We start from the raw sequence: 24896 nt of genomic DNA, 5'->3' as shown, positions 1-24896 counted from the left end.
CATATGCCCGCAGAGTGGCCGTGGAGAGCAGAGGAGGGTCGGGTGATGAAGTTCGCCAACCCGATTGGTACGGCGGTGCGGCGGGTGGCCGACGAGGCGTATTACGCCTCGCTCGCGGTGCGCGCCGGACTCGTAACACCCGAGCGGCCGGACCGGCTGGCGAAAATGGGTGCGGCGGTGGTGCGTTCGGGGATGATGGGCGGTTTGGTCACCGTCGCCGCGCAGCGCTACCGGAATCGCCCGGCCATCATCGATGAACTCGGCACCGTCACCTTCCGTGAACTCGACGAGCGCACAACGGCTTTGGCGAACGCATGGCGAGCGCGGGGTCTGCGCGACGGCGAAGGGGTCGCGATCCTGGCCCGCAACCATCGCGGGTTCCACTACGCGGTGTTCGCCGCCGCCAAGTGCGGGGCCCGAATCGTCTTGTTGAACACCGATTTCGCCGGCCCGCAGCTGCGTGAGGTGGTCAGCCGTGAAGGCACCGACCTGCTGGTGTACGACGACGAATACGCGGGCATCCTGGGCGACCTCGCGCCCGCCCGGGGCCGCTACCGGGCCTGGACCGACAAACCCGGCGTCGACACCTTGGACAACCTGATCGCGAGCGGAGCCCGCACGGCGCCGCGGCGCGCCACCACCTCGGCCCGGATCATCCTGCTGACCAGCGGCACCACCGGCACCCCGAAGGGCGCACCGCGCAGCGAACCGAGTTCCCTTGCCCCGCTGGGCGCGATCCTCGGCCGAGTCCCGTTCCGGGCCCGGGAAATCACCGAATGCCCTGCGCCCCTGTTTCACACGCTCGGGTTCGCGCACGTCATGATGGCGGTCGGATTCGGTTCCACGCTCGTGATCCGCCGCCGGTTCGACCCGCAGGCCGTCATCGACAGCCTCGACGAGAACGGTGCGACCGCCTTGGTCGCGGTCCCGGTGATGCTGCAGCGCCTGGTCGATTTGCCTCCGGAATCCCGTGCCGGAAAGAACCTTTCGCGCCTGCGCATCATCTTCGTCGCGGGCTCGCAGCTGGGTGCGGACCTGTGCCAGCGCGTCACCGAAGCTTTCGGCCCGGTGGTCTACAACGTGTACGGCTCCACGGAGGTGGCCTATGCGACCATCGCCACCCCGGCCGATCTCGCGGAAGAACCCGGTTGTGTCGGCACGCCCGCCCCGAGCACCACCGTGAAGATCCTGGACAACAACGGTTTCGAGCTGCCACCGGGCAAGACCGGCCGCATCTTCGTCGGTAACACCTACCAGTTCGAGGGCTACACCGGCGGCGGCGACAAGGACCGCATCGGCAAACTCATGTCCACCGGCGACGTCGGCCATTTCGACCGCGCCGGAAGGCTTTTCGTCGACGGCCGGGACGACGACATGATCGTCTCCGGCGGCGAGAACGTCTTCCCCGGCGAGGTGGAGGAGCTGCTCGCCGCCCATCCCGCCGTCGAGGAGGTCACCGCCTTCGGCGTCGAGGACCCCAAGCACGGCCAGCGGCTGCGCACGGTTGTCGTTGTGCGCGAAGGTCATTCGCTCACCGAAGACGAGGTGCGCGATCATGTGAAGCAGAACCTGGCCCGGTTCAAGGTCCCGCGGGATGTGCTGTTCGTCGATGAACTGCCCCGCAACCCGACCGGGAAGGTCCTCAAGCGCGTTTTGCGTGATCTGTGAAACCCTCAGACCATGCCTAGCATCCGCCGCATCGTGTGCCTCAGCTGAACGGGGTCCGGAACCGCGGTGCGAAACCACCCGTTGGGCGGCACGACCACTAACCCGGCCCGCTGATGTTCGACACAGTCGACGATGGCGTCGGCCACCGCCTCCGGGTCGGGCGCGTATCCGGGCGCGATGGTGCTGACGATGACGCCCTGTTCGGCGAGACCCCGATGCAGCGCCGTGCCGAGCCCGACTACCGCGTGTTTGGTCGCGGAATACACCGCCGCGCCCAGCGACGCGGTGACGCCGATGGCCGAGCCGATATTGACGATGTGACCGTGCCCCTGCTCGACGAACCGGATTCCCGCCAAACGGGATCCGGTGATCACCGCGCGCAGGTTGCAATCGATCTGGCGATCGGATTCGGCCTGCGATTCGGTGAGGAAGGTCCCGGTCGGCCCGATGTCGGCGGCGTTGACCACCACATCGAGCCCGCCCAGTCTGCGTTCGGCGTGGTCCAGGAATTCGGCGAACCGGCCGCCGTCGGTGACATCCACCGGTAGACCGACCACGTCGGCGCCGTGGATCCGGTTCAGTTGGGAGGTGATCGCGCGTACCTTGCCCGGATCGGCGTCGCCGATAGCGACCTCGGCGCCCGCGGCCAAGAAGGCCAGCGCGGCCTCCTTACCGATCCCGTAGGTGCCTCCGGTGATGGCGACTCGTGTTCCAGCAAGCGTCTTTTTCGGCATTGTGGTTTCGCCTACCTTGGTCTGCTCGACGATAGCTACAACGCTAGGCGTGCGAACGCACAGTTGCCATGCGATTACGGGTCATGACCTTGCGCAAAGCGGTCATATAGCGCACATCGGAGCGAAATCGCTTGGTATTTAGGGGTTTCGGCCACTGATCTGCGAACTTCGGCCACAGCTTTCCGGCCACACTTTCGAACTTCGGCCAGCGGATGCGCCGAGTTCGCGGGAGGTTGCCGAATCTTTGGGCGCCCAGCGCATTCGATGTTCGGCCAACGGCTTGCGGAAAGCGGCCATCCGCGACCACGATGTAGGCGTGGCCCACCTGTCGCCCGACCCCCGCTCTGCGACGCCGTCTCCCGAGGAGCGCCGGCGGTCGGTGGCGAATGCGGCGATCCTCGCCGACGTCGCACAGGCGCATGGCCTCACGTTGTCCGATTGTGTGCATGGCACCGGCATTTCGCCGGAGGCGGTCCGCACGCCCGGCGCGGAAATCGGTGCGGCCCAGGAGCTCGAACTGATCCGCAATGTCGTAACAGGGCTGGGTGATCCGCCGGGCCTCGGACTGGAGGCGGGCTTGCGCAGTCCGGCCACCGCCCACGGCGCGTTCGGGCTGGCGATGGTGAGCAGTCCCACGGTGCGCGCGGCCCTCGACGTGGCGGTCCGATACCACCGGTTGTCGTCCTACATGCACTACTGGCACACCTACCGCGGCACCGAAGCGGTGGTCTGTCTCGACGACAGCAATGTGCCCGAAGATCTGCGCGGATTCCTGGTCGAGTGGGAGATTTCGGCGATCCTGATGAACTGGATGATGGCCCTGGGGGCCCCGCCGCAGATCCTGCGCATCGAGCTGTCGGGTGGGTTGCGGACGCGGTTGGGGCCACTCCTGTCGGAGCAATTCGAGATCCCGGTGGTGGACGGCGCCGGCCCGCACACCGCCGTCATCGATGCCTCCGATTTCGACCAGCCGATGCCGTTCGCGAACCCGATGACCGCGATCCTGGTCGAGGAACAGTGCGCGGAGCTGCTGGAAAGGCGTGGCCTGCGGCAGGGTTTCGCCGGATCGGTGCGCGAGGTGCTGATGCGCCGCATCAACGGCCGGGTCACCCAGGAGGACGTGGCCGCCGCCCTGAACCTGAGCCTGCGCACCATGCGCCGCCGCCTCGCCGAGGAGGGCACCTCGTATCGGCAGTTGTGTGTCGAGACCTATGGCAGCCTGGCCGAGGATCTACTGTCCACCGGACTGACGGTCGAGGATGTCGCCTACCGGATGGGATACTCCGGGGCACCGAGCTTTTCGACTGCTTTCAAGCAGTGGCGTGGCATCTCACCAGGGCGTTTCGCGCGCGATGCGGTCAGCGCTCGGTCGCACGCCGTGGTCCGCTGACTCCGAAAAGCTGTGCCGCGGGCGCGGATGCGGACAAGTAGGACGACATCGTGTCCTTACTATGTCCGGCCAGAAACTTGCGTGTCCCGGCCAGCCGCGCGAAATCATAAGGCGGTGGCCTCATGGGAGTGGCGGCGCTCGGTCGCGAACGCGGCAATCCTCGTCGATGTCGCCGACGATCACGATCTGACCCGCACCGACCTGTTGCGCGGCACCGGAATCGATCCGGTGGTGCTGAAGACTCCCGGTGCGGAGATCTCGGCCGCCCAGGAGCTGAAGCTGGTGCGCAATCTCGTCACGCTGCTGGGAGATCCGCCAGGTCTGGGCTGTGAGGCCGGCGCGCGTACCAGGGTCACTACACACGGTGTGGTGGGCATGGCGATTCTCAGCAGCCCCACCCTCCGCTCGGCCCTGGATATCGGACTCCGGTACATCAGCTTGATGACCTCCTTCGCACGCCTGTGGCATGTCGACAAGGGTGACGAAATCTGGCTGTATATAGACGATTCCGACCTGCCGGCCGACCTGCGCTGCTTCCTGGCCGAACGCGACGTATCCGCACTGCTCACGAACTGGTTCCTGATGCACGGCGAGCCGCCTGCGTTCAAGCGCGGCGAAATGGTCGCCGTGCTGCAACCTCGGATAAAACCGCTGGTGGAGGAGTTCGGCATCCCGATCACCACCGCTGAGAATGTGCAGTTGGTAGTGATCGACACCAGCGACGTCGACAAGCCGATGCCGCACGCGAGCGCGATGACCTCGATGCTGTTCGAGGAGCAGTGCGCAGAACTCCTGCAGCGCCGCGGTTTATGCGAAGGCGTGGCCGGTTCCGTGCGCGAAGTGCTGCTGCGTCAGATGAACGGCCGGATCACCCAGGAAGACGTGGCCGAACGTCTGCACATGAGCCTGCGCACCATGCGCCGCCGCCTCTCCGAGGAAGGCACCTCCTACCGCAGGCTGTGCGTGGAAACCTACGGCGCTCTCGCCGAGGAACTGCTCGCCACCGGGCTCACCGTCGAAGATGTCGCCTACCGGATGGGCTACGCGGGGGCACCGAGCTTTTCGAACGCGTTCAAACAGTGGCGCGGTGTCCCGCCCGGCCGCTACGCGCGCACCTTCGGTGACCGGCAGCGGCCTGCCGTGCACCAATAATTTTGGCGCATACTGAGTTCGGCCAAAACCTTGCGAATCGCGGCCATAGACGAGAAGTATCGACCTGTGGCCTCATGGGAGTGGCGGCGGCCGGTGACGAACCTGGTGGTTCTCGCCGAGGTCGCCCAGGAACACGGTGCCGACCGGAACGAGATCCTGCGTGGCACCGGAATCGACCCTGCGGTTTTCGCAGAGCCAGAGGGGGAGGTTACGGCCGCCCAGGAACTCGCGGTGGTCCGGAACCTGGTCACCCGTTTCGACGATCGGCCCGGGCTGGGTATCGAGGCTGGTTTGCGCACCCGTCTCACCATGCACGGTGTCTACAGTCTGGCGTTGATGAGCAGTCCGAGATTGCTCGAGGCTCTCGGGGTGGTGACCCGTTATTCCGCATTGACGACGTCGTTCGGCCGGATGTGGCCCCAGGTCGAGGGCGACGAATACTCGGTCTTCGTCGATGACACCGACGTGCCGAGCGACCTGCGGGCGTTTCTGCTGGAGCGGGATATGGCGGCGGCACTGACCAATTGGCTGCTGGTGATGGGTGCCAAGCCGCCGCTGGTGCGGCTCGAGTTCGCGGGTGGATTGAGCTCCCGGATGGCGGCGATCTTCGAGAGCGTCGATGTACCGCTTATCGACCGGGCCGACCCGCATCAGCTGGTACTCAATCTCGCCGAGCTCGACGCGCCGATGCCGTTGGCCAGCCCGCTGACCGCCGCGCAATTCGACAAGGAATGCGCGGAACTACTGGAGCGCAGGGGTTTACACAAAGGCGTGGCGGGTTCGGTGCGCGAGGTCCTGATGCGTCAGATGAACGGCCGGGTCAGCCAGGAGGAAGTGGCCGCACTGCTGAATCTGAGCCTGCGCACCATGCGTCGCCGTCTCGCCGAGGAAGGCACCTCCTACCGCCAGCTATCCAGTGAAACCTATGGCAGCCTGGCCGAGGATCTGCTGTCTACCGGGCTGACCGTCGAGGATGTCGCCTACCGTATGGGTTACTCGGGCGCACCGGCGTTTTCGAACGCGTTCAAGCAGTGGCGTGGGATCTCCCCGGGCCGGTTCGCGCGGGAAGCCGCTACCCAGAGTCACAGATCCACCGTGCACCGCTGATCGAAATCCGCGCTCCCGCATGCGATGTTCGGCCAAAACCTTGCGAACATCGGCCATAGCCGGGAACTATGGACGCGTGGACCACTGGGAGTGGCGGCGTTCGGTGTTGAACTCGGTCGTGGTGGCCGAGGTCGGGGAAGCACACGGCCTGGGCCCGGACGATCTGCTGCGCGGCACCGGCATCGACAAGCAACTGCTCTCCGACCCGGCCGGCGAGGTCACCGCCGCGCAGGAACTCGCGCTGATCCGCAATCTGGTCACCCGGCTCGGCGACCCGCCGGGGCTGGGTATCGAGGTCGGCCTGCGCAACCGGCTGACGATGCACGGCGTGTACGGACTGGCGATTCTGAGCAGCCCGACCATGCGGGCGGCGCTGTCGCTGGCGGTCCGCTACATCGGACTGACGACCTCCTTCAGTCGCGCCTGGCAGGCCACCGACGGTGCGGAAGTGCTGGTGTTCTACGACGACACCGAGGTGCCCGGCGATCTGCGCGGCTTCCTGATGGAGCGCGACGCCACCAGCCTGGTCGTGGACTACGCGATGATCGGCGAAGGCCCACCGCCGCTGCGGCGGATCGAGGTCGCGGGCGGCTTGCACGCCCGGCTGCGTCCGATCTTCGAGCCGCAGGGCGTGGTCTGCGTGGAAGGGGCCGATCCGCACCTGCTGGTGTTCGACGGCGCCGGGCTCGAGCGCCCGCTGCCGCTGGCGAGCCCGCTGACGGCGCAGCTGTTCGAGAAGGAATGCGCGGAACTGCTGGAGCGCAGGGGATTACACCGAGGTATAGCCGGAGCGGTGCGCGAAGTCCTGATGCGCCGATTGCACGGGCGGGTCAGCCAGGAAGACGTGGCCGCCGGCCTGCACATGAGCCTGCGCACCATGCGCCGCCGATTAGCCGAGGAAGGCACCTCCTATCGCCAGCTGTGCGCCGAAACCTACGGCAGCCTCGCCGAAGATCTGCTGTCCACCGGCCTGACCGTCGAGGACGTCGCCAACCGCATGGGCTACGCGGGCGCACCGAGCTTTTCGAACGCGTTCAAGCAGTGGCGCGGAGTCTCCCCGGGCCACTTCGCCCGCAACTTCGCCGTGCACAGCCATCAGCCGGCGGTCGCTCGGTAGCCGCGCGACCGGCGAAATTCGCTGGCCGGGCCGATGCCGCCGCGGGTACGGTCGACTCTCCCGAACGTCGAATGGGGGAGGAAAAGGATGGAGGCAACGGTCACGGTAACCCCGGACCAGCTGCCGGAGTTGCTGCTGCACGTTGCTGTGGTGCGGCCGGTATTCCTGTGGGGCGCACCAGGTATCGGCAAGAGTTCGCTGGTGCGAGCGTTCGCCGAATCGCTCGGGCTGGAATGCGTCACGCTGCTGGGCACGCAGCTCGCGCCCGAGGATCTGATCGGTGTGCCGCAGATCGTCGGCGACCGGAGCCGTTTCGCGCCGCCGGAGCTGATCGCGCGACCCGAGCCGTACTGCCTGTTCCTCGACGAATTGAACGCCGCCACACCGGAAGTGCAGAAGTCGTTCTATTCACTCATCTTGGACCGCCGGATCGGCACCTACGAGTTGCCCGCCGGCTCGGTCGTGATCGGCGCCGGCAACCGGGCCACCGACAACGCGCTCGCCCGTCCGATGGCGTCGGCGCTGGTGAACCGCCTCGTGCACCTGCACCTGCGCCCTGATGTCGACGACTGGTTGAAATGGGCCGCGCTCAACGACATTCACCCCTGGATCGTGCGCTACCTGACCCAGCGCCCGGACCACCTGTGGTCCAAGCCGCCCAAAACCGAGGCCCCGTTCTCCACCCCGCGCGGGTGGCACATGCTCTCCGACGCGCTGCACTCTTGCGGTGACGATCTCGACGACATCATGCTCGAAGTGCTGTCCTCAGGGACGCTCACCGTGGGCCACGCGTCCGGGTTCCGGGCGTTCGTGAAGACCATCCGGCACGCCTACGATCTGGAGGCCGTGCTTAAGGGCGACGCGCAGTGGCCGCGTGAGCCGAGTGACCGGGACCTGCTGTACTTCCTATCCGAAGCGTTCCGCGCGCGGTTGATCAAGGAGCTTCCCGGTGCACGCGAACATGTTTCGCCCGCGGTACACCGATTCGTCCTGCGTGCCAAGACGATGCTGATCGAACTCGCCGAGATCTCGGTGGAATGCGCGCAATTGGTGATCGCCTCCGACGATGACGGACTGCCGGTGCTGCCCGCCTGGTTCCTCATCGAGGTGAGCCGCGACCTGCCCCGTTTGGCGGCTCGGCGCTGATGCGCGGCAAGAAACGCGGGCAAGTCGACCCCTGGGAACAGGCTGTGCGAGCGGGGTGGGCGGAAGCGCATTCGCACCTGGCGTTCCGGCACCTGCCCGAATCCCTGTATGTCCTGGACGAAAACACGCCCCGTGAGGTGTGGGCGCGGATCACCGGTGGCGGCATCGCCTATCACCCGAAGCGGCGCGCGGAGGCCGCGGAATGGGCGTGGGTGTTCGCGCACTGTCTGCTGCACGCCGGGTTCGGACATCTGGATCCACGAACCACGGTGCCGGGCAACATCATCGCCGAGCGGGATCGTGCTCGCAGCTGGGACACGGAGCAGGCCGAACCACATCCGGCCTACCGGGCGGCCTGCTGCGCCGTGGTCGACCAGTATCTGTTCACCATGAAGATCGGGCGCAGGCCTTTGGATTTCCCTGCGGCGCCGAATATCTCCGAGGAACACGAAACCGCTACCCGCTGGCGCGAATCCGCCGTGCCCGCCGCCTACCAGCGCGGTGACTGGCCGGACTTCCTGATCAGTAGCGTCGAAGCCGCAAAGCGGGCCGACTATCCGACCAGGTTCGCCGCCGGCCTCGGCGATGCCGCCCGCGCCGCCCTGGACACCGCGGGTGGTCAGCACACGAAAGATGGTCTGCGCCAGAAGAATCCCTGGGATCGGGCACTGAGCTGGTTCGTGTCCTCGTTCCCGTTGCTGGGTGCGCTGGCGGCCGGGATGAAGATCGTCGCCGACACCGATGTCGCTCGCGGTTGGGATATTTCGATCGCCGCGGTCAACGCCGAAGCGGGGGAGATCTACATCAACCCGCTCACCGGCTTCGACACCGAGCAGTGGCGCTTCGTCCTCGCCCACGAAATGTTGCACGCCGCGCTGCGGCACGGCGAGCGGACGAACTGGCGCGATTCCTACCTGTTCAATATCGCCTGTGACTACGTGGTCAACGGGTGGCTGGTGGAGATGAACGTCGGCGAAATGCCCGAGGGCTTGCTCTACGACCCGGACCTGAAAAGCTGCTCCGCCGAAGAGGTCTACGACCGGATCGCCACCGACATGCGCCGCCTGCGCAAACTCGCGACCCTGCGCGGACGTGGCCGCGGCGACATCCTCGGTGAACCCCTGCCGCACCCCGGCAGCGCCGGCCGCTATATCGACCTCGACGAGTACTACCGCAATGCCCTCGTCACCGGCCTCGCCTACCACCAGAACAGCGGACGCGGTTACGTACCAGCTGGTTTGGAACAGGCGATCCGTGCCCTCGACCACCCACCCCTGCCGTGGGACGCCGCCCTGGCCCGCTGGTTCGACGAACACATCCCCACCGTCGACAAGAAGCGCAGCTATGCCCGCGCCTCTCGCCGCCAGGCCTCCACCCCCGACATCCCGCGTCCGGCCTGGGTGCGGCCGGAGGAGAACGTGCGCCTCCCCACCTTCGGGGTAGTCCTGGACACCTCCGGCTCCATGGACACCCAGCTCCTCGGAAAAGCCCTGGGCGCCATCGCTTCCTATGCCACCGCCCGCGACGTCCCCCGCGCCCGCGTTATCTACTGCGACGCGGCCGCCTATGACGCCGGTTACCTCCCCGTGGACGAAATCGCCCAGGGCGCCCGCATCCGAGGCCGCGGCGGCACCATCCTCCAACCCGCCATCCGCCTCCTCGAACGCGCCGAGGACTTCCCGCCCGAGGGCCCCATCCTCATCATCACCGACGCCCAGTGCGACGTGCTGCGCGTCCGCCGCGAACACGCCTACCTGATCCCCAGCGGCGCCTCCCTGCCCTTCCATCCCCGCGGCCCGGTCTTCCGCCTCCGCTGATCGCCTGCTTCGCCGTGCGGAATCGGCAGGGCGGGAGTGGGTTACGGGGAAAGGGTGCCCTAAGGGGTGAGGGAGTGCGAGCATGGTGGGCGGGACCTCGATCGTTGCGATGAGAGGTGGTGGGTGTGGCGCACTTCGTGCAGGAATATGCCGCGTTGCGGTGGTCGGTGGTGGGTGCGTTTCTGGTGGCGTCGGTGATCGTGGTCGGGCGGTTGGCGGCTCCGGCGCGGTGGGCTGCCGGGAGGTGCGGTGGGTGGTCGGCGGCGGGAGAAGGGCTGGGCGGCAGAGAGTTCGGGGGCGGGCGGGTAGTGGTCCAGGGCGGGCAGCGTCGCTGGAACACGGCGGCGCGGGAGGTTATCGGTGACCCGTGCGGCAGGCCTGCCGGTGCGGATAGTGCACGCCGACAAGAGGATTCGGTGCCGTCGACGGTGTCAGAGCAGGACCGTGCGGTTCTGGCGGCAGGCGCCGCACATTACGAATCCGATGCCGCGCATCTACTCATGTGTTTGGTCATGCTGGCGATGCTCGTGTTTCCGGCGAGTGCGAATCCAGAGGCGCTGCGCGGAGTGCTGATCGCGATGACAGTAGTCTTCGCGGCACTGTTGGTAAGCCGGATCACGCAGTGGCGCAAAGGTTCCCGCGAACAAGTCGTCGCGCTCGGCTATCACCTGCTGGCAGCCGCGGCCATGTGGTACGCGATGTCGGGACACTCCGCGGCGGGGCATGCCGGGCCGATGCCGGTGGTCGCGTTCGGGCTCGCGGCGCTGTTCCTCATGGACGCGTTCGCGGTCGCGGCTACCGGTGGCCGGCATTTGCTCGGACACGCGTCCGGGCCGGTGCTGACTTCGGCGCTGGTGCCGCACGTCGTGATGGACCTGGGCACCGCCTACATGTTGGTCGGTGCGGTGCTCGCGTGAACGGCGGCGCGTTTGCCCGGCCCCTCGCCGGGTAACCGGCCGACGATTGGGAGGTACCACCATGACGGAGACACATAGTGTGCCGCCGACCGAAAAGCGGTCGGTCGCCGAACTGGTCAACGATGCCACCGAGCAGCTGAGCCGGCTGATCCGCGACGAAATCCAGTTGGCCAAGATCGAATTGCAGAGCAAAGGCAAACGGGTCGGGCGGGGTGCGGGCTTGGCCGGTGCGGGCGCCGTGCTCGCCTTCTATGGTGGCGCCGCGCTGATCGCGGCGATCATCTTCGCGCTGGCGATCCCGTTGAACGAATGGGCCGCCGCGTTGATCGTCGGTGCGGTGCTGCTGATCACCGGCGCCGTACTCGCGATGCTGGGCAAGAAGGACGTCCAGCAGGCGGTGCCGCCGGTCCCCGAGGAAGCGGTGGCAGGCGTCAAACGCGATATCGAAAGCATCAAGGACGGGAGCAAGCGATGAACGACAACCGGCCGAACCCCGGCGAAGCCGAAACCACACCGGCCCAACCGGCCGTCAGCGTGCCGGCGGACCCCGAAGCCGTGCGCGCCGACCGCGACCAGACGCGAGCAGAGCTGGGGCAGACCGTCTCCGAGCTCACCGACAAACTCGACGTCAAAGCCAACGCCCAGCGCAAGGCCGCCGAGGTGAAAGACAACGCCCGCCACAAGGCCGCCGAAACCGCGGACGCCGCCCGCGCCAAGGCCGTCGAGACCACCGAGACGGCCCGCGTGAAGGCCGCCGAAGCCAAGGTGACCGCGCAGGTGAAGGCCGCCGAAACCATGGCGGCAGCCGCCCGGAAGGCCGCCGAAGCCGAGGAAGCCACCCGGGTGAAGGCGGCCGAAGCTGCCGAGGCAGTGCGCCGCCAAGCCGCCGAGGCGCGGGTCACGGTGGAGGAGAAGACCGAACAGGCCAAGGCCCAGGTCCGGCAGCTTGCCGAAAAGGCCGAAGCCGCCGCGCCGGAACCGGTCGTGGAACGCGGCAAGCAAGCCGCCGACTTCGCCCGCCGCCAACCGGCGGCCCCGGTCACCGCGGCCGCGCTCCTGGCGGCCTTGGTGGTCTGGTTGATTCTGCGCCGCAGACAGCAGCGCTAGCCGAACGGCGAGGGCGATGCGTCTGCACAAGACCGCCCTCGCCCAGGCGCAGTGGGATCCGTCGGCTAGAGGTCGACGATGGTGTCCGAAACGACGCGGCCGCCCAAGCGGACCCAGCCGTCGGAATCCCATTCGGTGAAGATCTGCGACCCCTGGCCCTGGGTGATGGCCAGGCCGCGACGGAGCCGGGCGGTGATGGCGACCGCCGCCGCGCCGGTGGCCTCGTCCTCGGCAATGCCCATGGCGGGGGCGAACATTCGCGACCGCAGGTGCCCGCGGTGCTCATCGGTCCAGGTCCAGAAGTAGTGCTGCCCGGCCGCGAACTCCTCGGGCCGCAGCGCTGCCAGTTCCTCGGCGTCGGCGACCTGGTGGAAGGCGAAATCGGGAGCCCATTCGCCACGCGCGGTAATCCAGGTCAGGGTGTCGGCGTATTCGACCGACAGCGATCCGGCGGGCACCTGCAACGCCCGCACCGGTGTGCCCTGCTGCGCGAACCACCACGCGGTACCGACCGACGGGTGCCCGGCGAAGGGAAGTTCCACGGCGGGGGTGAAGATCCGCACCTTCGCGACCCCGTCGGCTGGGTCCTCGAGAAACACCGTCTCGCTGTACCCCGCCTTGGCGGCCAGCGCCTGCCGGTCCACCTCAGCGACCTCGGCCGCCCGCGCCAGACCCAGCTCGTTTCCGAACCGACCGACCGAATCGGTGAATACCCGCACGACCTCGACCCGCACGCCCATAGTCTCCACTCCTCCTGATGCACCGCTCAGCCCGGAGCCTACCGGCTGCCTGCACCTGCGAAAATGTCTCCGGCCCCATCCCTTTTCGGAACAGGGCCGGAGACCGGACCGACTACACCGAAGCCACGGCCAGCGTCTCGGTGGACTCCACCGCCTGGCCGACCCCGGCGACGATCGCGGCCACCCGCAGCGACTCGAAGATCACCTCACGCGAGACACCCGCCTCACGCAGCGTCTTCTCGTGCGCCTCCAGACAGTGCCCGCAACCGTTGATCGAGGACACCGCGAACGACCACAGCTCGAAATCGGCCTTGTCGACGCCCGGGTTGCCGATGATGTTCATCCGCAGTCCCGCGCGCAGGTCGTCGTAGCGGCCCTCCAGGAACGCTTTGCCTCGGTAGAACACATTGTTCATGCCCATGATCGAGGCGGCGCCGAGCGCGGCGTTGTACGCCTCCGCCGACAGCGTGTCGGCGGCTTCCTCGGCGATCTCACGCAGCGTGCTCGCCGACCGGGTCGCGGCCGCCGAAGCGAGCAGGGTGCCCCACAGCTGCTGCTCGTTCAGCACGGTGGTCCGGCTGATCGAGGACAGATTGAGCTTGAGGTCCTTGGCGTACTCGGGGAGGGAGTTCTTCAGGTTCTCAATGCTCATTCTTGATCAATTCCTTTGCGGTTCACAGATTTTGGATCAGTAGGACGGACTCAGACGCCGGCGGTCATCAGCTCACCGGCGTCGATCGTCGGGTCGCCCTTCTTCCAGTTGCAGGCACACAGCTCGTCGGACTGCAGCGCGTCGAGCACGCGCAGCACCTCGTCGACATTGCGGCCGACCGAACCGGCGGTGACCGACACGAACTGGATCTCGTTGTTCGGGTCGATGATGAAGGTGGCGCGATCGGCGACACCGTCGTTGTTCAGCACGCCGGCGGCGGTCGCGAGCTCACGCTTGAGGTCCGAGAGCATCGGGAACGGGAGGGTCTTGAGATCCTCATGCTGTGCGCGCCACTGGAAGTGCACGAACTCGTTGTCCACCGAGGCGCCCAGGACCTGTGCGTCGCGATCCTCGAATTCCTCGTTCAGCTTGCCGAACGCGGCGATCTCGGTGGGGCAGACGAAGGTGAAGTCCTTCGGCCAGAAGAAGACGATGCGCCACTTGCCGGCGTGATCGTCGGAGGTGATCTGGGTGAAGTAATCGTCAGGCTGCTGAGCGTCGACCTTCGACAGGTCACCGCCGATGACAGCGGTGAGGTTGTATGCCGGGAACTGGTCGCCAATGGTCAGCAGAGCCATGCTTGTCTCCTCGTCCTCTGGGGGATGGTCAGCCGGCGGAGCCGGCGGGGTGGGTAGAACACAGCGGGTGGGGGTTGAACACGGGATGTTTCAGAAGCGTGTGCCGAAGCGATCTTGCCTACGAGCCTGCGAAAGGTAAAGGTGATCGGTCGCACTAGACTGATAGGCGTGACTGATCAGACTTATCAGCCCACACTGTCACAGCTGCGTGCGTTCGTAGCTGTCGCGGAGTATCGCCATTTCGGTACCGCGGCAGCCCGGCTCGGTGTGAGCCAACCCACGTTATCGCAGGCATTGGCCGCGCTCGAAAACGGACTGGGGCTGCAGCTGATCGAGCGCAGTACGCGCCGAGTGCTGGTGACCGCGGAAGGCACGCGACTGCTGCCACAGGCGACGGCGACGCTGGAAGCAGCTGACCGATTTGTCGCCTCCGCCACCGGAGATGGGCTCGGCGGGACGTTGCGGATGGGCATCATTCCGACGGTCGCGCCCTATGTGCTGCCCGCGCTGCTGCCGGAGTTGCGGCGGCGGGTTCCGGCGTTGGCGCCGCAGGTCATCGAGGACCAAACCGCCCGGCTGCTGGACGGTTTGCGCACCGGGGTACTGGATGTCGCCTTGCTCGCGCTGCCTGCCGATGCCCCCGGGCTGACCGAAATCCCCTTGTACACCGAGGAATTCGTCCTGGTCACGCCGCGTGGTCACGAGTTGGCCGGGCGCGAGGACATTGCCGCCTCGGCGCTGGACACGCTGCCGTTGCTGCTACTCGACGAAGGGCACTGCCTGCGCGACCAGACGCTGGAGTTCTGCCGCTCGAGCGACACCCGGCCGGGCTCGGTCGGCGATACCCGGGCGGCATCGCTGACAACCGTAGTCCAGTGTGTCGCAGGCGGATTGGGTGTGACACTGATCCCGGAGATGGCTGTCGCGGCGGAGACCGCTCGCGGAACCCTCGATACGGCGCGCTTCGCGAACCCCGCCCCCGCCAGAGCCCTGGGGTTGACTTTCCGTGCGTCGACCGCGCGCACCGAGGACTATGAACAGCTAGCGGAAATCATCCGCGGGCAGCGTCCGGTATAGCCCGCAGTCAGGCGTTGACGGTCACCTCGTTGTTGATGGCCTCGCCGAGCCGGGCAGCGTGCCCGAAGCGAACATAGTCGTCGGTGTGGCGGCCGTCGAGCAGATAGCCACGCGCGAAAGCGATTGCTCCACCCCAGCTTTGGAAGTTCTCCGGCGACCACCAATCCTGCGCTTGCCGCTGGATCGCGACATCGACCAGGCTCTGCCCCCAGCGCAGCACCGCCTCCGGGCCGGTCAACGTGAAGTACTGCGACAGATCGGCGATGGAGCGCAACGGATTCCCCGGCGGCAACGCGGTGATCGGATCACCCGGCGCCGCGGACCAATACGTGGGGACGCCCTCGATATGGCGTTCCCCGGCGATGCCGTATCCGCCCGGGTTGGGATCGAGGCACCGCCCGGTCGGACGCAGCGGGTCGGCGATCAACGCGCAGGCCAGCACTTCCATCTCGGGCCGGTGCCCCTGCCCGATCTCGGCGGCGAGGTCGCCGGCGATGATCGCCCCCTGCGAATAGCCCGCGAGAATGACCCGGTTGCCGGTGCTGTGCACCGCTTCGATCAGCGCGGCGGTACCTGCCGCGCGACTGTCGGCGAAGGTGGTCTGCCGACCGTAATCCGCTGGGTAGGGCACCATTCGGGTGGTGAACCGGCTCGGATCGAGCACCTGCGCGAACGCATCGGTGACGGGATGACCATGCGGCGCCCAGGTACCGCCGACGATCAGGACGTCGATCATGCGGCACCGCCGTGCTCGAGCTTCTCCAGGCGGGTGCGGATATCGGCGATGGCCTCGACCAGCGTGAGGCCGTCCAGTTGCGGCCACCCCCCGAACTGCCCGCCGTCGCGTTGCCCGTGCCCGCACAGCTGCTCGCGAATGTCCTTGATATCGCTGCCGATCGGTCCGCAGAACGCGGTGATGAATTCCTGTATTCGATTGACTTCCGCCGCACTCATAGGTACGCCCCCTTCTATGAATCCTTGAACAGCCCACCGGAATTCGTCCATATCGATTCCGGCGGGGTCGATCTTTCCCTCGCTGCTGTATTCGCGGTGCGCCACACAATCGCCCGCGTCCCTGCCGATTCGGGCCAGAATCGCCGCCGCCCCACGCTGATACGCATCGATCTGCCGCGGCGTCCAATCGAACGGTTCGCACCCGCTCGACACCGCCTCGATCCCGATGGTGTGGAAGTTCGCGTCGTCGGTAGGCCAGCCGGGCCAGCTCCCGGGCCCGGCATGCCAGCACACCCCCACCGCGATCACCCGGTAGGTGCCGTCTTTCTCCAGAACCAGCTGCGCGAGCGGCCCGGCCAGATCGGCCCGCCCGTACTGCACGACCTGCCAATCATCGGGCCCACCACCGGCGGTGTGGTGGCACAGCACCCCGCGGATGTCCCGGAAGTCGCCATGCCCTCGCTCGCGCCACCCGTCGTGTTCGATCACGCGCAGGCCCGCGGCGCGCAGCACGTCCGCGAGCCAGACCGGATCACCGGTCCAGGACATGACAGTGCCGGGTCGCCGGGCCCTGTAATGGAATAGTCGAATTACGTTGACGCATAGGTCTACACATCCCCCCGGAAGATTTCGAGCTCGCTGCGGCGAACCGCATCGGTGAAAGGTCTATCACGAAAGACGCACGGCTACAGCTCAGTTGACGCATTGCCTAGTCCGACCCCCCGCAGGCCCGCGTGAGTTGTGCATCGACCCAAGACATCTGGACCGGCATCCCAGGTCGTAAAGTCCGGCTCGGCTATAACCGCGCGCACATGCTATGAGTTGTCTTGTGGCGGAAGCGAATATGGCGCGAACGGCGGGGACGCCCGACAGTGACGATCCGGTATGGGCGCGACTGAATGACCAGCTGACCTGGTACCGCGCCAAATCCCTGCGTGCCCAACGGTCCTACAAAACGATGAAGGTGGTGCAGTTGCTGGTCGGCGCGACAGTGCCGGTTGTCGCAGCCATTTCCGCGCCGCCGCTGCTGACCGCGAGCCTCGCGGCCGTCGTGGTCGTCGCGGAGGGTGCGGAGCAACTGTTCCAGTGGCATGCGAACTGGATGCGCTACCGCTCCACCACCGAATCCCTCAAACAGCAGAAGCACCTGTACCTCGCCGGCACGGGCGCCTATGGCGGCGACGATCGCCGACTGGTGCTGGCCGAACGGGTGGAGCGCATCCTGTCGCAGGAAACCAGCGCATGGCTCACCGACACCGAGCGAAGTAGTCAGGCGCCACAGAAATAGTCTGGCAGGGGAGGGGCAGGGCGATGACGCGGATTTTCCTCAGTCATTCGAGCAAGGACAACGCGGCGGCAATCGCCTTGCGGCAGTGGCTGATCGAGCAAGACCCCGGGCTAGCCGAGGACATCTTCCTCGACTTGTCCCACGAAGCGGGCATCCCAGCGGGCACGCGCTGGAAAGAGGCACTGGTCCGCGCCAACGAACGCTGCGAAGCGGTCATCTGCCTGCTCTCGGCGAACTGGCAGGGTTCGCGCGAATGTGTCGTCGAGTACCGCACCGCCGAAAACCTCGGCAAACGCATCTTCAGCGCACGCCTGGAACGCCTGACCGAAACCGACGTCACCCGCGAATGGCAGCGCTGCGACCTGTTCGGTGCCGGGCCACACACCGAAATCGCGGTCGCCGGTTACGATCCCGTCTCCTTCCGCACCGAGGGCCTGCAGCGATTACTGCACGGTCTGCGAACGGCAGGCATCGGTGCTCAGCATTTCCCGTGGCCCCCACCGCAAGACCCCGGCCGCTGCCCGTATCGCGGCTGGCAGCCATTCGAATCCGCAGACGCCGCAATCTATTTCGGTCGTGACGCGCAGATTGTGCGCGGCATGGACTTGCTGCGCGGAATGCGCACCACGGGCAAACCTTCGGTCTTCGCGATCCTCGGTCCGTCCGGCACCGGGAAATCCTCCTTCCTCCGCGCCGGCCTGCTACCCCGCCTGTCCCGCGATGACCGTCAGTTCGCCGTGCTCGACATCGTGCGCCCGGAGCGCGCGGCACTGACCGGAGCCCACGGACTGGCAGCCGCGATCCACGCGACCCGCACCCGGCTCGGCCTGAGCGGCACCTCACTCGGTGACATCAAATCCGCACTGCCACATCGGGTCGACCTGGTCCGGGAGTGGCTGGGGGACATCGTTCAGGCCGCCCACGCTCGCCTGTTCGATTCCGCGGAAGCTCAGCCCACCCTGGTGCTGCCCATCGACCAAACCGAGGAACTGTTCGGAGCGGACGCCGGTGTCGAGGGCGATCAACTACTCGACCTGCTCGCCGAACTTCTCACCGGCCCCGACCGGGTCCCGCTGCTGATCGCCCTGACCATCCGCACCGACCGCTATGAACTGTTCCAAACCGCCCCGCAACTGGCCGACGTCGAAACCCTCGTCTTCGATCACCTGAAACCCTTACCTCGCACCCGGTTCCGTGAGGTGATCACCGGCCCGGCCGCCCGCGCCACCGCAGCCGGTCACCGCCTCGAAATCGAGCCCGCCCTGCTCGACAAACTCGTCGCCGACTGCACCGACGGCGCCGACACCCTGCCGCTGCTGGCCCTCACCCTCGCCCGCCTGCACCAGGACTACGGCGACGACGGGGTGCTGAGACTGGACGAGTACGTCGCCATGGGCGGGATGAGCGTCGTGGTGCGGACGGAAATCGACGCCCTCCTGGCCGGCCGGCCCGCTGAGCGCCGTAAACAGTTGAAAGTCCTTCGCACCGCGTTCATTCCATGGCTGGCAACGGTGAACCCGGAAAACGATCAGCCCCTCCGCCGCATCGCCCGCTGGAGCGACCTCCCCGCCGAAAGCCACGACCTGATCGACCGATTCGTCGACGCCCGGCTCATGGTGAAGGACCACCGCAACGGCGAAACCGTCGTCGAAGTGGCGGTGGAAAGCCTGCTGCGCCAATGGGACGAACTCGCCGCGTGGTTACGCGCAGAAGCCGAGGCCCTGAAAGACGCCGACACGCTGGAACAGTCGGCCCTCGCCTGGGATCGCAACGAACGCGATGACGCCTGGTTACTCCACGGCACCCGGCTGGTCGAAGCCGAAACGCTCACCGCTGCCCCAGGGTTTCGCGAACGCCTGCAGCCGGCCCGCACGTACTTGGCCGCGTCCCGGGTGCGGGAGAACGAACTCGCCGAAGTGGAAAAGCAAAGGCAGCGCGAGGAATTGCGGGTTGCCAAGGAGCGACAGGAGGCCGCGGAGGCGCTCGCGGCCGCTTCGTCGCGGGCGGAACGAGAAGCGCAGCAGTACGCGGAGGCCATTCGCAGCAGATCCCGCGGTCTACTGGCGCTCGCGGTGATATCGCTGGTGATCTCCATGGTTGCGGCGATCGGTTTCGTTCAGGCGCGACAAGCCCGGGACGAGGTCGAGACGCGGTCCCGCGAAGCGACTGCGCTGCAACTCATCGCGCACAGCAAAGCCATGGTGAGCGGTGCACGCAGTGGCGGGCCCGTCCTGGCGTCCCAACTGGTCCTCGCCGCGCTCGAGTTGTCCTCGCACGAGCGGGTGCGAGCCGCAGCGGTCGAATTGCTCTACATGAGTCCGGATCTCCGATGGATGAACGAGTCGGAATCGATCCACCGCGTGACGTTCAGCCCGGATGGCACCCGGGTTGTCGTGGCGGGTACGGACGGGAAGGTAGGTGCCTTGGACGCGCATACCGGCCTGGCCACCGGTGACGCATGGACCGGCGCGGCCGGTCCCGTCATGGACTTCAGTGCTGACGCCACGCGGGTGTTGTCGTGGGCGTCGGACCTGCGGATGTTGGACACCCGAACCGGACAAATCCTGAGGCAACCCCTGGAAGTTCCTGACCCCCTGGGCGATATGGCGCTGAGCCCAGATGGTCTGCGTATCGCCTATCAAGATCGTGAGGGGTTGATCCGGGTTGTGGACAGTCTGACGGGTCAACGAGTGGGCGTGGATATGACCGGCTCCCGCTATGTGATGAACCGTTTGGAGTTCAGTCCCGATGGCAGCCGTATCGCCTCGGTCGGCAACGGGGTACGGGTGTGGGACATCGGTTCCGGGAAAGTCGTGGCGACTGTCGAGGATGCGACCGGGGTTCGATTCGAGAGCAGTGCCTTCAATTCTGACGGTAGCAGGATCATCATCGGTGCGGACGACGGTTCGATCCGGGTCTGGGATGTTGATGCCGATCAATCCATAGGTGTGCGAACAGAGGGGCACACCGGATCCGTCAGTGCTGTTGCCTTCAGCCCGGATGGCAGGCGAGTCGTATCCGGTGGGAATGACGGAACGATTCGCGTGCGGCAGTTGGTAGCGCGAGATGAGCACACGGTAGGTGTACTTTCGGCCGGTCAACCGTTGACTGGTCACGTCGGTATGGTGCGGACGGTTGGATTCGCCCCGGATGGCATGCGGATTGTGTCCGGCGGAGCAGACGGGACGGTCCGGATTTGGGAGCCTCCATTGGAAATGTTCTCAGTCGAGGGAGCGGAGTACCTCGCACGGAATATATGGTCTGTGGCCTTCAGCCAGAATGGCGAGAGGATGGTCACGGGTGCGGGCAACGGCACAGTACGCGTGTGGGATGCGCGAAATGGCCGGCCCGCAGGTCCGCTCCTCGGCGTGCGAAACATCGACCCGAGCAACGAGGCCGTGGCGAAATACTTGGCGGTCAGTGCTGACGGTAAGAAGGTTGCGGCCGCGTCCAACGACGGATCGCTCTATCTCTGGACTGCCGATACGGGGACCCTCGTCGCGGGGCCGGTGAAGGTTCCCGGCGGAGCCTTGCACGACATCGCATTCAGCACAGATGACCAACTGCTGGCCGCTGTGCAATCGGGCGCGTCGGTCCAGGTCGTCGCGGTCGAATCCGGGGAGCCGATCGGCGACCCGCTGGCAGATCACGCCGATGGCTTGGACGGGGTGAGGTTCAGCGAAGACAACAGGTCGATCGCCACAGTCGATGGCGTCGGTGCAGTGCGGATCTGGGATGTAGGGACGGGACGTCGTAAGGGGCAGCCGATCATCCCGGGTCCTGGGCTGGGTTTCCGCAGCGTCAGTGCAGACGGCGAGCGCGTTGCCCTTGCCGGAAGCGACGGCCGGCTGTGGGTGTGGCAGGTGGAGACCGGTCGTGTGGTCGTTGGACCGCTTTCCGGCCACATCGGATATGTAGCCGAAGCCGCCTTCAGCTCGGACGGCAAGTGGCTGGCGACGGTCGGCATGGATGAAGCAGTTCGACTGTGGGATATGCGGACCGGGGGGTCGATGGGCAGCTCGCCACCCAAACCATCCCTGTACGCGAATTCACTGTCTTTCAATCCAGACGGCTCCACATTCGTTACGGCAGGGTTGGACGGTATCCAGATTTGGCGGATGTACGACGCGGTGGCGGCAGAACTCTGCGCCAAGCTGACCTCGAATATCAGCCGGAAGAATTGGCGTGAATGGATTCCGCCCGATATCGGATACCGGCAAGCCTGCCCGGATCTTCCGATTGCTCCGGATGGATCTTGAGCTGAGGTATCGACTACTCGGCTCACCCATGATCGCGCGCGCGGATTCGGGTAGCGGTGATTCGGGCGGCGGTGCCGATACTGGATGGGCGCGGACCTATCTGTACCGGAAACCCTCGGGGAGGGACGGTTGATGACTCGGACTTCGATCGATCTCGATTCATTGACCGGCCCACCACCGTCTGGGACGCTCAGCTTGTGCGGATACATCACCTCAACTGCGGCACCATGTCGATGGGCGTGGTCGACCACTGCATCCTCGTCGACACCGGCGCCGGCCTGGTGCTCGTCGACACCGGCTATGGCCTGGGCTGCGTGCGGGACCCCGGCCGCATGATCGGCCCCGCCCGATATGCTTTGGGCGCCAAGCTGATCGAGCATGAGACCGCGATCCGGCAGATCGAAGCTCTGGGCTACGACCTCGCCGACGTGCGCGACATCATCGTCACCCACCTGGATCTGGACCACGCGGGCGGACTCGCCGACTTCCCGCACGCGACCGTCCACGTCCACGGACCGGAACTGCGGGCCGTCACCGAACCGAAGACACTGTCGGAACGGCTGCGCTACCGCAAACAGCAGTGGTCGCACGAACCGAAGTGGCTCGTCAACGAAACCGGCGGCGGCACAGACTGGTTCGGCTTCCGCGCGGTTCGCGACCTGCCGGGGCTGCCCTCGGAGATCCTCGTCGTCCCGCTGCCCGGCCACACCCGCGGCCACGTCGGCGTCGCCGTCGACACGGGCAACGGATGGCTGCTGCACGCCGGCGACGCCTTCTACCTCGGTAGCGAGATCGACCCGGTGCGCCCGCACACCCCACTGCTCTGGCGGCTCTACGAAACCGGCGCCATCGTCCCCCGCGCCTACCACGAAAACCGCCGCCGCCTGGTCGAACTCAACCGTGCTCACGGCAGTGAGATCACCATCTTCTGCTCCCATGACCCCAGCGCCTTCCGCCGCCTGTCCGCCTGAACGCGTCTGCCCCTACTCACGGCGTCTGTTGCAGGTTGCGCAGGTGCCGGGGTCGCGGGCAAGGTCGAACAGGTGGCGAGACTGGGTGGGCGGCTCGATCGGCTGAGTGGTGACGGGGATGTGCTGTTCGTCTATGGGACGCTGCAGTTTCCGGAGGTCCTGACCGTGCTGCTCGGGCGCTGCCCGGAGCGGATACCGGCGCAATTGCCCGGCTGGCGGGTCGCGGCGTTGCCGGATCGGGTCTATCCCGGGTTGGTGCCGGATCCTGCCGGGCTGGCTCCGGGGGTGCTGCTGGCCGGACTCGGCCCGGACGACTGGGCGATCCTCGACCACTTCGAGGACGACGAATACGACTTGCGTGCAGTTGATCTCGCTACCGGGCAGGCGTGGACCTACGTGTGGACCGCGGGCGTCATGCCTGAGCTCTGGCACTCCGCCGACTTCGCCTCGACGCAGCTGGCCGCTTTCCTTCCGTGCTGCGAGCAATGGCGGCTTTGAGCTGCATGTTTGAGTTTTGAGACGACCGGTCGTATATTGATCGCATGGCTCGACCCCGACGCAGCGACGACACCCGCCAGCTCCTCGTAGAAGAGGGCGCGGCAGGGTTTCTCGCCAACGGCTACCACGGCACCGGCATCAAGCAGGTGCTGGACGCGGTCGGCGTTCCGAAGGGGTCGTTCTACAACTATTTCGACAGCAAAGAGACATTCGGCCAAGCCGTCATCGACCATCACTCGCTGTGCATCCAGCGGAACCTGGCCGCCACGCTCGGCCCCGCTCCGGATCCGGTCTCCGGACTGAAGGCCTTCTTCGGCCGGCAGATGGACGAGTTCATCGAATCCGATTACACGGGTGGATGTTTGATCGCCAACCTCGGTGCGGAACTGGAGGGTAGCGAGGTGCTGCGCGAGTCGCTGTCCTCCGCGTTCCGGATCTGGCGTGACGGGGTGGCCGAGGCGCTGCGCGAGGCCCAGGAGCTGGGCACGATCCGCGCCGACATCGACGCCGTGGAGCTGGCCGACCTGCTGATCGAATCCTGGGAGGGTGCGGTGATCCGGATGAAGATCGATCGCACCCTCGAACCGCTGCACAAGTGTTTGCGGCGACTGCTGGACGACTACTTCCGACCCTGAGAACTCGGCCCACCGAGGGCCGAATTCGACTTGTCCATTCCAAGACGACCGGTCGTATCCACTGATGAAGGAGAGAAACATGTCAGCGAAAACGGTCATCGTGACCGGATCCTCGAGCGGGATCGGCCGCGACATCGCCAGGGCATTCACCGCCCGCGGCGACAACGTGGTGCTGCACGGGCGCGACGCGGGAAAGCTCGCCGCCGTCGCCGCCGAGCTCGGCGCACCGGATCAACTCGCCCAGGTGGTCGGCGATATCGGTTCCGCCGCAACCGGATCCGAGCTGGTAAGCACCGCCGTCGAACGCTTCGGCCGCGTCGACGTCCTGGTCAACAACGCCGGAATCTTCGGCGCGAAACCCTTCGTCGACGTCACCGAAGCCGACCTCGACACCTATCTCGACGGCAACCTGAAGGGCACCTACCTCACCACGCAGGCGGTAGTCCGTCAGCTCCTGAGCCAGGGCGCCGGCGGCAGCATCGTCAACATCGGCACCGTCCTGATCAACCACGCCCTCGCCACCCTGCCCGCCTCCGCGGCCCTGATCAGCAAAGGCGGCGTCCACGCCCTCACCACCAGCCTCGCCGCCGAACTCGCCGCCCACCGCATCCGCGTCAACGCCGTCGCCCCCGGCATCATCCGCACACCCCTCTTCGGTAACGGCGACGAATCCGCCTCCGGCCGCCTGGCATTACTCGACCGCATCGGCGAAGTCTCCGAAACCACCTCGGCCGTCCTCTATCTCGCCGACGCCGAATTCATCACCGGCCACATCCTCCCCGTCGACGGCGGCTACATCTCCGGAAGGGCGGCGTAATGCCATACGTCAACATCAAAGTCACCGACGAAGGCGTCACCCGCGAACAAAAAGCCCAACTGATCAAGGGCGTCACCGACCTCCTCCAAAACGTCCTCGGCAAGGACCCCGACACCACCTTCGTCCTGATAGACGAAGTCGCCCTGAGCGATTGGGGCGTCGGCGGCGTCGACGTAGAGGAGTGGCGACGGCGCAAGTCCTGAGGCGACTGG

General features: G+C 66.5%; 24 protein-coding genes. 18 read left to right on the top strand and 6 right to left on the bottom strand.

Annotated features, from left to right (window positions below; all coding sequences use genetic code 11):
• Positions 1 to 45: 45 nt before the first annotated feature.
• Positions 46 to 1668, top strand: a complete 1623-nt coding sequence (locus IBX22_RS06005; RefSeq protein WP_228538553.1) for an acyl-CoA synthetase — start codon at positions 46 to 48, stop codon at positions 1666 to 1668.
• Positions 1669 to 1673: 5 nt separating this feature from the next.
• Here the strand turns inward: IBX22_RS06005 and IBX22_RS06000 are convergent, their stop codons facing one another.
• Positions 1674 to 2402 (bottom strand): SDR family NAD(P)-dependent oxidoreductase, encoded by a 729-nt coding sequence (locus IBX22_RS06000; protein WP_194814358.1) that lies wholly within the window; start codon positions 2400 to 2402, stop codon positions 1674 to 1676.
• A gap of 316 nt (positions 2403 to 2718) precedes the next feature.
• Here IBX22_RS06000 and IBX22_RS05995 point away from each other — a divergent pair, with 316 nt between their 5' ends.
• The 9 genes from IBX22_RS05995 to IBX22_RS05955 all read left to right on the top strand — a co-directional run bounded on the left by IBX22_RS05995 (position 2719) and on the right by IBX22_RS05955 (position 12155).
• The gene (locus IBX22_RS05995) at positions 2719 to 3792 is read left to right on the top strand and encodes an AraC family transcriptional regulator ligand-binding domain-containing protein (protein ID WP_309234444.1); all 1074 of its coding nucleotides are present in this window, start codon (positions 2719 to 2721) and stop codon (positions 3790 to 3792) included.
• 114 nt (positions 3793 to 3906) lie between these two features.
• Positions 3907 to 4944 (top strand): AraC family transcriptional regulator ligand-binding domain-containing protein, encoded by a 1038-nt coding sequence (locus IBX22_RS05990; protein ID WP_309234443.1) that lies wholly within the window; start codon positions 3907 to 3909, stop codon positions 4942 to 4944.
• 66 nt (positions 4945 to 5010) lie between these two features.
• Positions 5011 to 6051, top strand: a complete 1041-nt coding sequence (locus IBX22_RS05985; protein WP_309234442.1) for an AraC family transcriptional regulator ligand-binding domain-containing protein — start codon at positions 5011 to 5013, stop codon at positions 6049 to 6051.
• A gap of 76 nt (positions 6052 to 6127) precedes the next feature.
• Positions 6128 to 7168, top strand: coding sequence for an AraC family transcriptional regulator ligand-binding domain-containing protein (locus IBX22_RS05980; protein WP_309234441.1), 1041 nt, complete (start codon positions 6128 to 6130; stop codon positions 7166 to 7168).
• Between the two features lie 87 nt (positions 7169 to 7255).
• On the top strand, positions 7256 to 8314 hold the full coding sequence (locus IBX22_RS05975) for an AAA family ATPase (RefSeq protein WP_194814355.1): 1059 nt from the start codon (positions 7256 to 7258) through the stop codon (positions 8312 to 8314).
• Positions 8314 to 10131, top strand: a complete 1818-nt coding sequence (locus IBX22_RS05970) for a hypothetical protein (RefSeq protein ID WP_194814354.1) — start codon at positions 8314 to 8316, stop codon at positions 10129 to 10131. Before IBX22_RS05975 ends, IBX22_RS05970 begins: the two co-directional genes overlap by 1 nt.
• 125 nt (positions 10132 to 10256) lie before the next feature.
• Entirely contained in the window at positions 10257 to 11048 is a 792-nt protein-coding gene (locus tag IBX22_RS05965; protein ID WP_194814353.1) for a DUF5134 domain-containing protein, read from the top strand.
• Positions 11049 to 11109: 61 nt separating this feature from the next.
• Entirely contained in the window at positions 11110 to 11523 is a 414-nt protein-coding gene (locus tag IBX22_RS05960) for a phage holin family protein (protein WP_194814352.1), read from the top strand.
• Entirely contained in the window at positions 11520 to 12155 is a 636-nt protein-coding gene (locus tag IBX22_RS05955; RefSeq protein ID WP_194814351.1) for a DUF3618 domain-containing protein, read from the top strand. The genes IBX22_RS05960 and IBX22_RS05955 overlap by 4 nt, the downstream gene beginning before the upstream one ends.
• Positions 12156 to 12220: 65 nt before the next feature.
• Here IBX22_RS05955 and IBX22_RS05950 read toward each other — a convergent pair whose 3' ends face one another.
• From IBX22_RS05950 to IBX22_RS05940, 3 genes are all read right to left on the bottom strand, one after another.
• Positions 12221 to 12895 carry a PhzF family phenazine biosynthesis protein gene (locus tag IBX22_RS05950; protein WP_194814350.1) on the bottom strand — a complete coding sequence of 225 codons (675 nt, stop codon included), beginning with the start codon at positions 12893 to 12895 and terminating at the stop codon, positions 12221 to 12223.
• A 112-nt stretch (positions 12896 to 13007) separates the two neighbouring features.
• The gene (locus IBX22_RS05945; RefSeq protein ID WP_194814349.1) at positions 13008 to 13547 is read right to left on the bottom strand and encodes an alkyl hydroperoxide reductase; all 540 of its coding nucleotides are present in this window, start codon (positions 13545 to 13547) and stop codon (positions 13008 to 13010) included.
• Between the two features lie 50 nt (positions 13548 to 13597).
• The gene (locus IBX22_RS05940; RefSeq protein ID WP_194814348.1) at positions 13598 to 14185 is read right to left on the bottom strand and encodes a peroxiredoxin; all 588 of its coding nucleotides are present in this window, start codon (positions 14183 to 14185) and stop codon (positions 13598 to 13600) included.
• Between the two features lie 168 nt (positions 14186 to 14353).
• On the opposite strand from IBX22_RS05940, the gene IBX22_RS05935 reads away from it, so the two are divergent.
• Positions 14354 to 15262 (top strand): hydrogen peroxide-inducible genes activator, encoded by a 909-nt coding sequence (locus IBX22_RS05935; RefSeq protein ID WP_194814347.1) that lies wholly within the window; start codon positions 14354 to 14356, stop codon positions 15260 to 15262.
• Between the two features lie 7 nt (positions 15263 to 15269).
• On the opposite strand, the gene IBX22_RS05930 is transcribed toward IBX22_RS05935, so the two are convergent.
• On the bottom strand, positions 15270 to 15998 hold the full coding sequence (locus IBX22_RS05930) for a PE-PPE domain-containing protein (protein ID WP_194814346.1): 729 nt from the start codon (positions 15996 to 15998) through the stop codon (positions 15270 to 15272).
• Positions 15995 to 16765 (bottom strand): N-acetylmuramoyl-L-alanine amidase, encoded by a 771-nt coding sequence (locus IBX22_RS05925; RefSeq protein ID WP_194814345.1) that lies wholly within the window; start codon positions 16763 to 16765, stop codon positions 15995 to 15997. The genes IBX22_RS05930 and IBX22_RS05925 overlap by 4 nt, the downstream gene beginning before the upstream one ends.
• A gap of 295 nt (positions 16766 to 17060) precedes the next feature.
• On the opposite strand from IBX22_RS05925, the gene IBX22_RS05920 reads away from it, so the two are divergent.
• The 7 genes from IBX22_RS05920 to IBX22_RS05890 all read left to right on the top strand — a co-directional run bounded on the left by IBX22_RS05920 (position 17061) and on the right by IBX22_RS05890 (position 24887).
• On the top strand, positions 17061 to 17504 hold the full coding sequence (locus IBX22_RS05920; RefSeq protein ID WP_194814344.1) for a DUF4231 domain-containing protein: 444 nt from the start codon (positions 17061 to 17063) through the stop codon (positions 17502 to 17504).
• A gap of 23 nt (positions 17505 to 17527) precedes the next feature.
• A complete protein-coding gene (locus IBX22_RS05915; protein ID WP_194814343.1) occupies positions 17528 to 21763 on the top strand; it encodes a TIR domain-containing protein in 4236 nt (1411 codons plus the stop codon).
• 197 nt (positions 21764 to 21960) lie between these two features.
• Positions 21961 to 22734, top strand: coding sequence for an MBL fold metallo-hydrolase (locus IBX22_RS05910; protein ID WP_194814342.1), 774 nt, complete (start codon positions 21961 to 21963; stop codon positions 22732 to 22734).
• Positions 22735 to 22806: 72 nt separating this feature from the next.
• On the top strand, positions 22807 to 23232 hold the full coding sequence (locus IBX22_RS05905) for a gamma-glutamylcyclotransferase family protein (RefSeq protein WP_194814341.1): 426 nt from the start codon (positions 22807 to 22809) through the stop codon (positions 23230 to 23232).
• Positions 23233 to 23276: 44 nt separating this feature from the next.
• A complete protein-coding gene (locus tag IBX22_RS05900) occupies positions 23277 to 23867 on the top strand; it encodes a TetR family transcriptional regulator C-terminal domain-containing protein (protein WP_194814340.1) in 591 nt (196 codons plus the stop codon).
• 79 nt (positions 23868 to 23946) lie between these two features.
• Positions 23947 to 24684: an SDR family NAD(P)-dependent oxidoreductase gene (locus IBX22_RS05895; RefSeq protein ID WP_194814339.1), complete on the top strand. Its 738-nt coding sequence runs from the start codon at positions 23947 to 23949 to the stop codon at positions 24682 to 24684.
• A complete protein-coding gene (locus IBX22_RS05890; RefSeq protein WP_194814338.1) occupies positions 24684 to 24887 on the top strand; it encodes a 4-oxalocrotonate tautomerase family protein in 204 nt (67 codons plus the stop codon). Before IBX22_RS05895 ends, IBX22_RS05890 begins: the two co-directional genes overlap by 1 nt.
• The last annotated feature ends 9 nt before the right edge of the window (positions 24888 to 24896 follow it).

The organism is Nocardia sp. XZ_19_385 (assembly GCF_015355755.1).
Lineage (GTDB): Bacteria > Actinomycetota > Actinomycetes > Mycobacteriales > Mycobacteriaceae > Nocardia.
The sequence above is the reverse complement of the archived record's forward strand: the minus strand, read 5'-3'. Positions and strand labels throughout refer to the sequence as shown.

Coding starts and splice junctions, on each gene's coding strand:
- IBX22_RS06005 (WP_228538553.1), top strand. CDS start 46: ATGAAGTTCGCCAACCCGATTGGTACGGCGGTGCGGCGGGTGGCCGAC.
- IBX22_RS06000 (WP_194814358.1), bottom strand. CDS start 2,402: ATGCCGAAAAAGACGCTTGCTGGAACACGAGTCGCCATCACCGGAGGC.
- IBX22_RS05975 (WP_194814355.1), top strand. CDS start 7,256: ATGGAGGCAACGGTCACGGTAACCCCGGACCAGCTGCCGGAGTTGCTG.
- IBX22_RS05970 (WP_194814354.1), top strand. CDS start 8,314: ATGCGCGGCAAGAAACGCGGGCAAGTCGACCCCTGGGAACAGGCTGTG.
- IBX22_RS05960 (WP_194814352.1), top strand. CDS start 11,110: ATGACGGAGACACATAGTGTGCCGCCGACCGAAAAGCGGTCGGTCGCC.
- IBX22_RS05955 (WP_194814351.1), top strand. CDS start 11,520: ATGAACGACAACCGGCCGAACCCCGGCGAAGCCGAAACCACACCGGCC.
- IBX22_RS05950 (WP_194814350.1), bottom strand. CDS start 12,895: ATGGGCGTGCGGGTCGAGGTCGTGCGGGTATTCACCGATTCGGTCGGT.
- IBX22_RS05945 (WP_194814349.1), bottom strand. CDS start 13,547: ATGAGCATTGAGAACCTGAAGAACTCCCTCCCCGAGTACGCCAAGGAC.
- IBX22_RS05940 (WP_194814348.1), bottom strand. CDS start 14,185: ATGGCTCTGCTGACCATTGGCGACCAGTTCCCGGCATACAACCTCACC.
- IBX22_RS05930 (WP_194814346.1), bottom strand. CDS start 15,998: ATGATCGACGTCCTGATCGTCGGCGGTACCTGGGCGCCGCATGGTCAT.
- IBX22_RS05925 (WP_194814345.1), bottom strand. CDS start 16,765: ATGTCCTGGACCGGTGATCCGGTCTGGCTCGCGGACGTGCTGCGCGCC.
- IBX22_RS05920 (WP_194814344.1), top strand. CDS start 17,061: ATGGCGCGAACGGCGGGGACGCCCGACAGTGACGATCCGGTATGGGCG.
- IBX22_RS05915 (WP_194814343.1), top strand. CDS start 17,528: ATGACGCGGATTTTCCTCAGTCATTCGAGCAAGGACAACGCGGCGGCA.
- IBX22_RS05900 (WP_194814340.1), top strand. CDS start 23,277: ATGGCTCGACCCCGACGCAGCGACGACACCCGCCAGCTCCTCGTAGAA.
- IBX22_RS05895 (WP_194814339.1), top strand. CDS start 23,947: ATGTCAGCGAAAACGGTCATCGTGACCGGATCCTCGAGCGGGATCGGC.
- IBX22_RS05890 (WP_194814338.1), top strand. CDS start 24,684: ATGCCATACGTCAACATCAAAGTCACCGACGAAGGCGTCACCCGCGAA.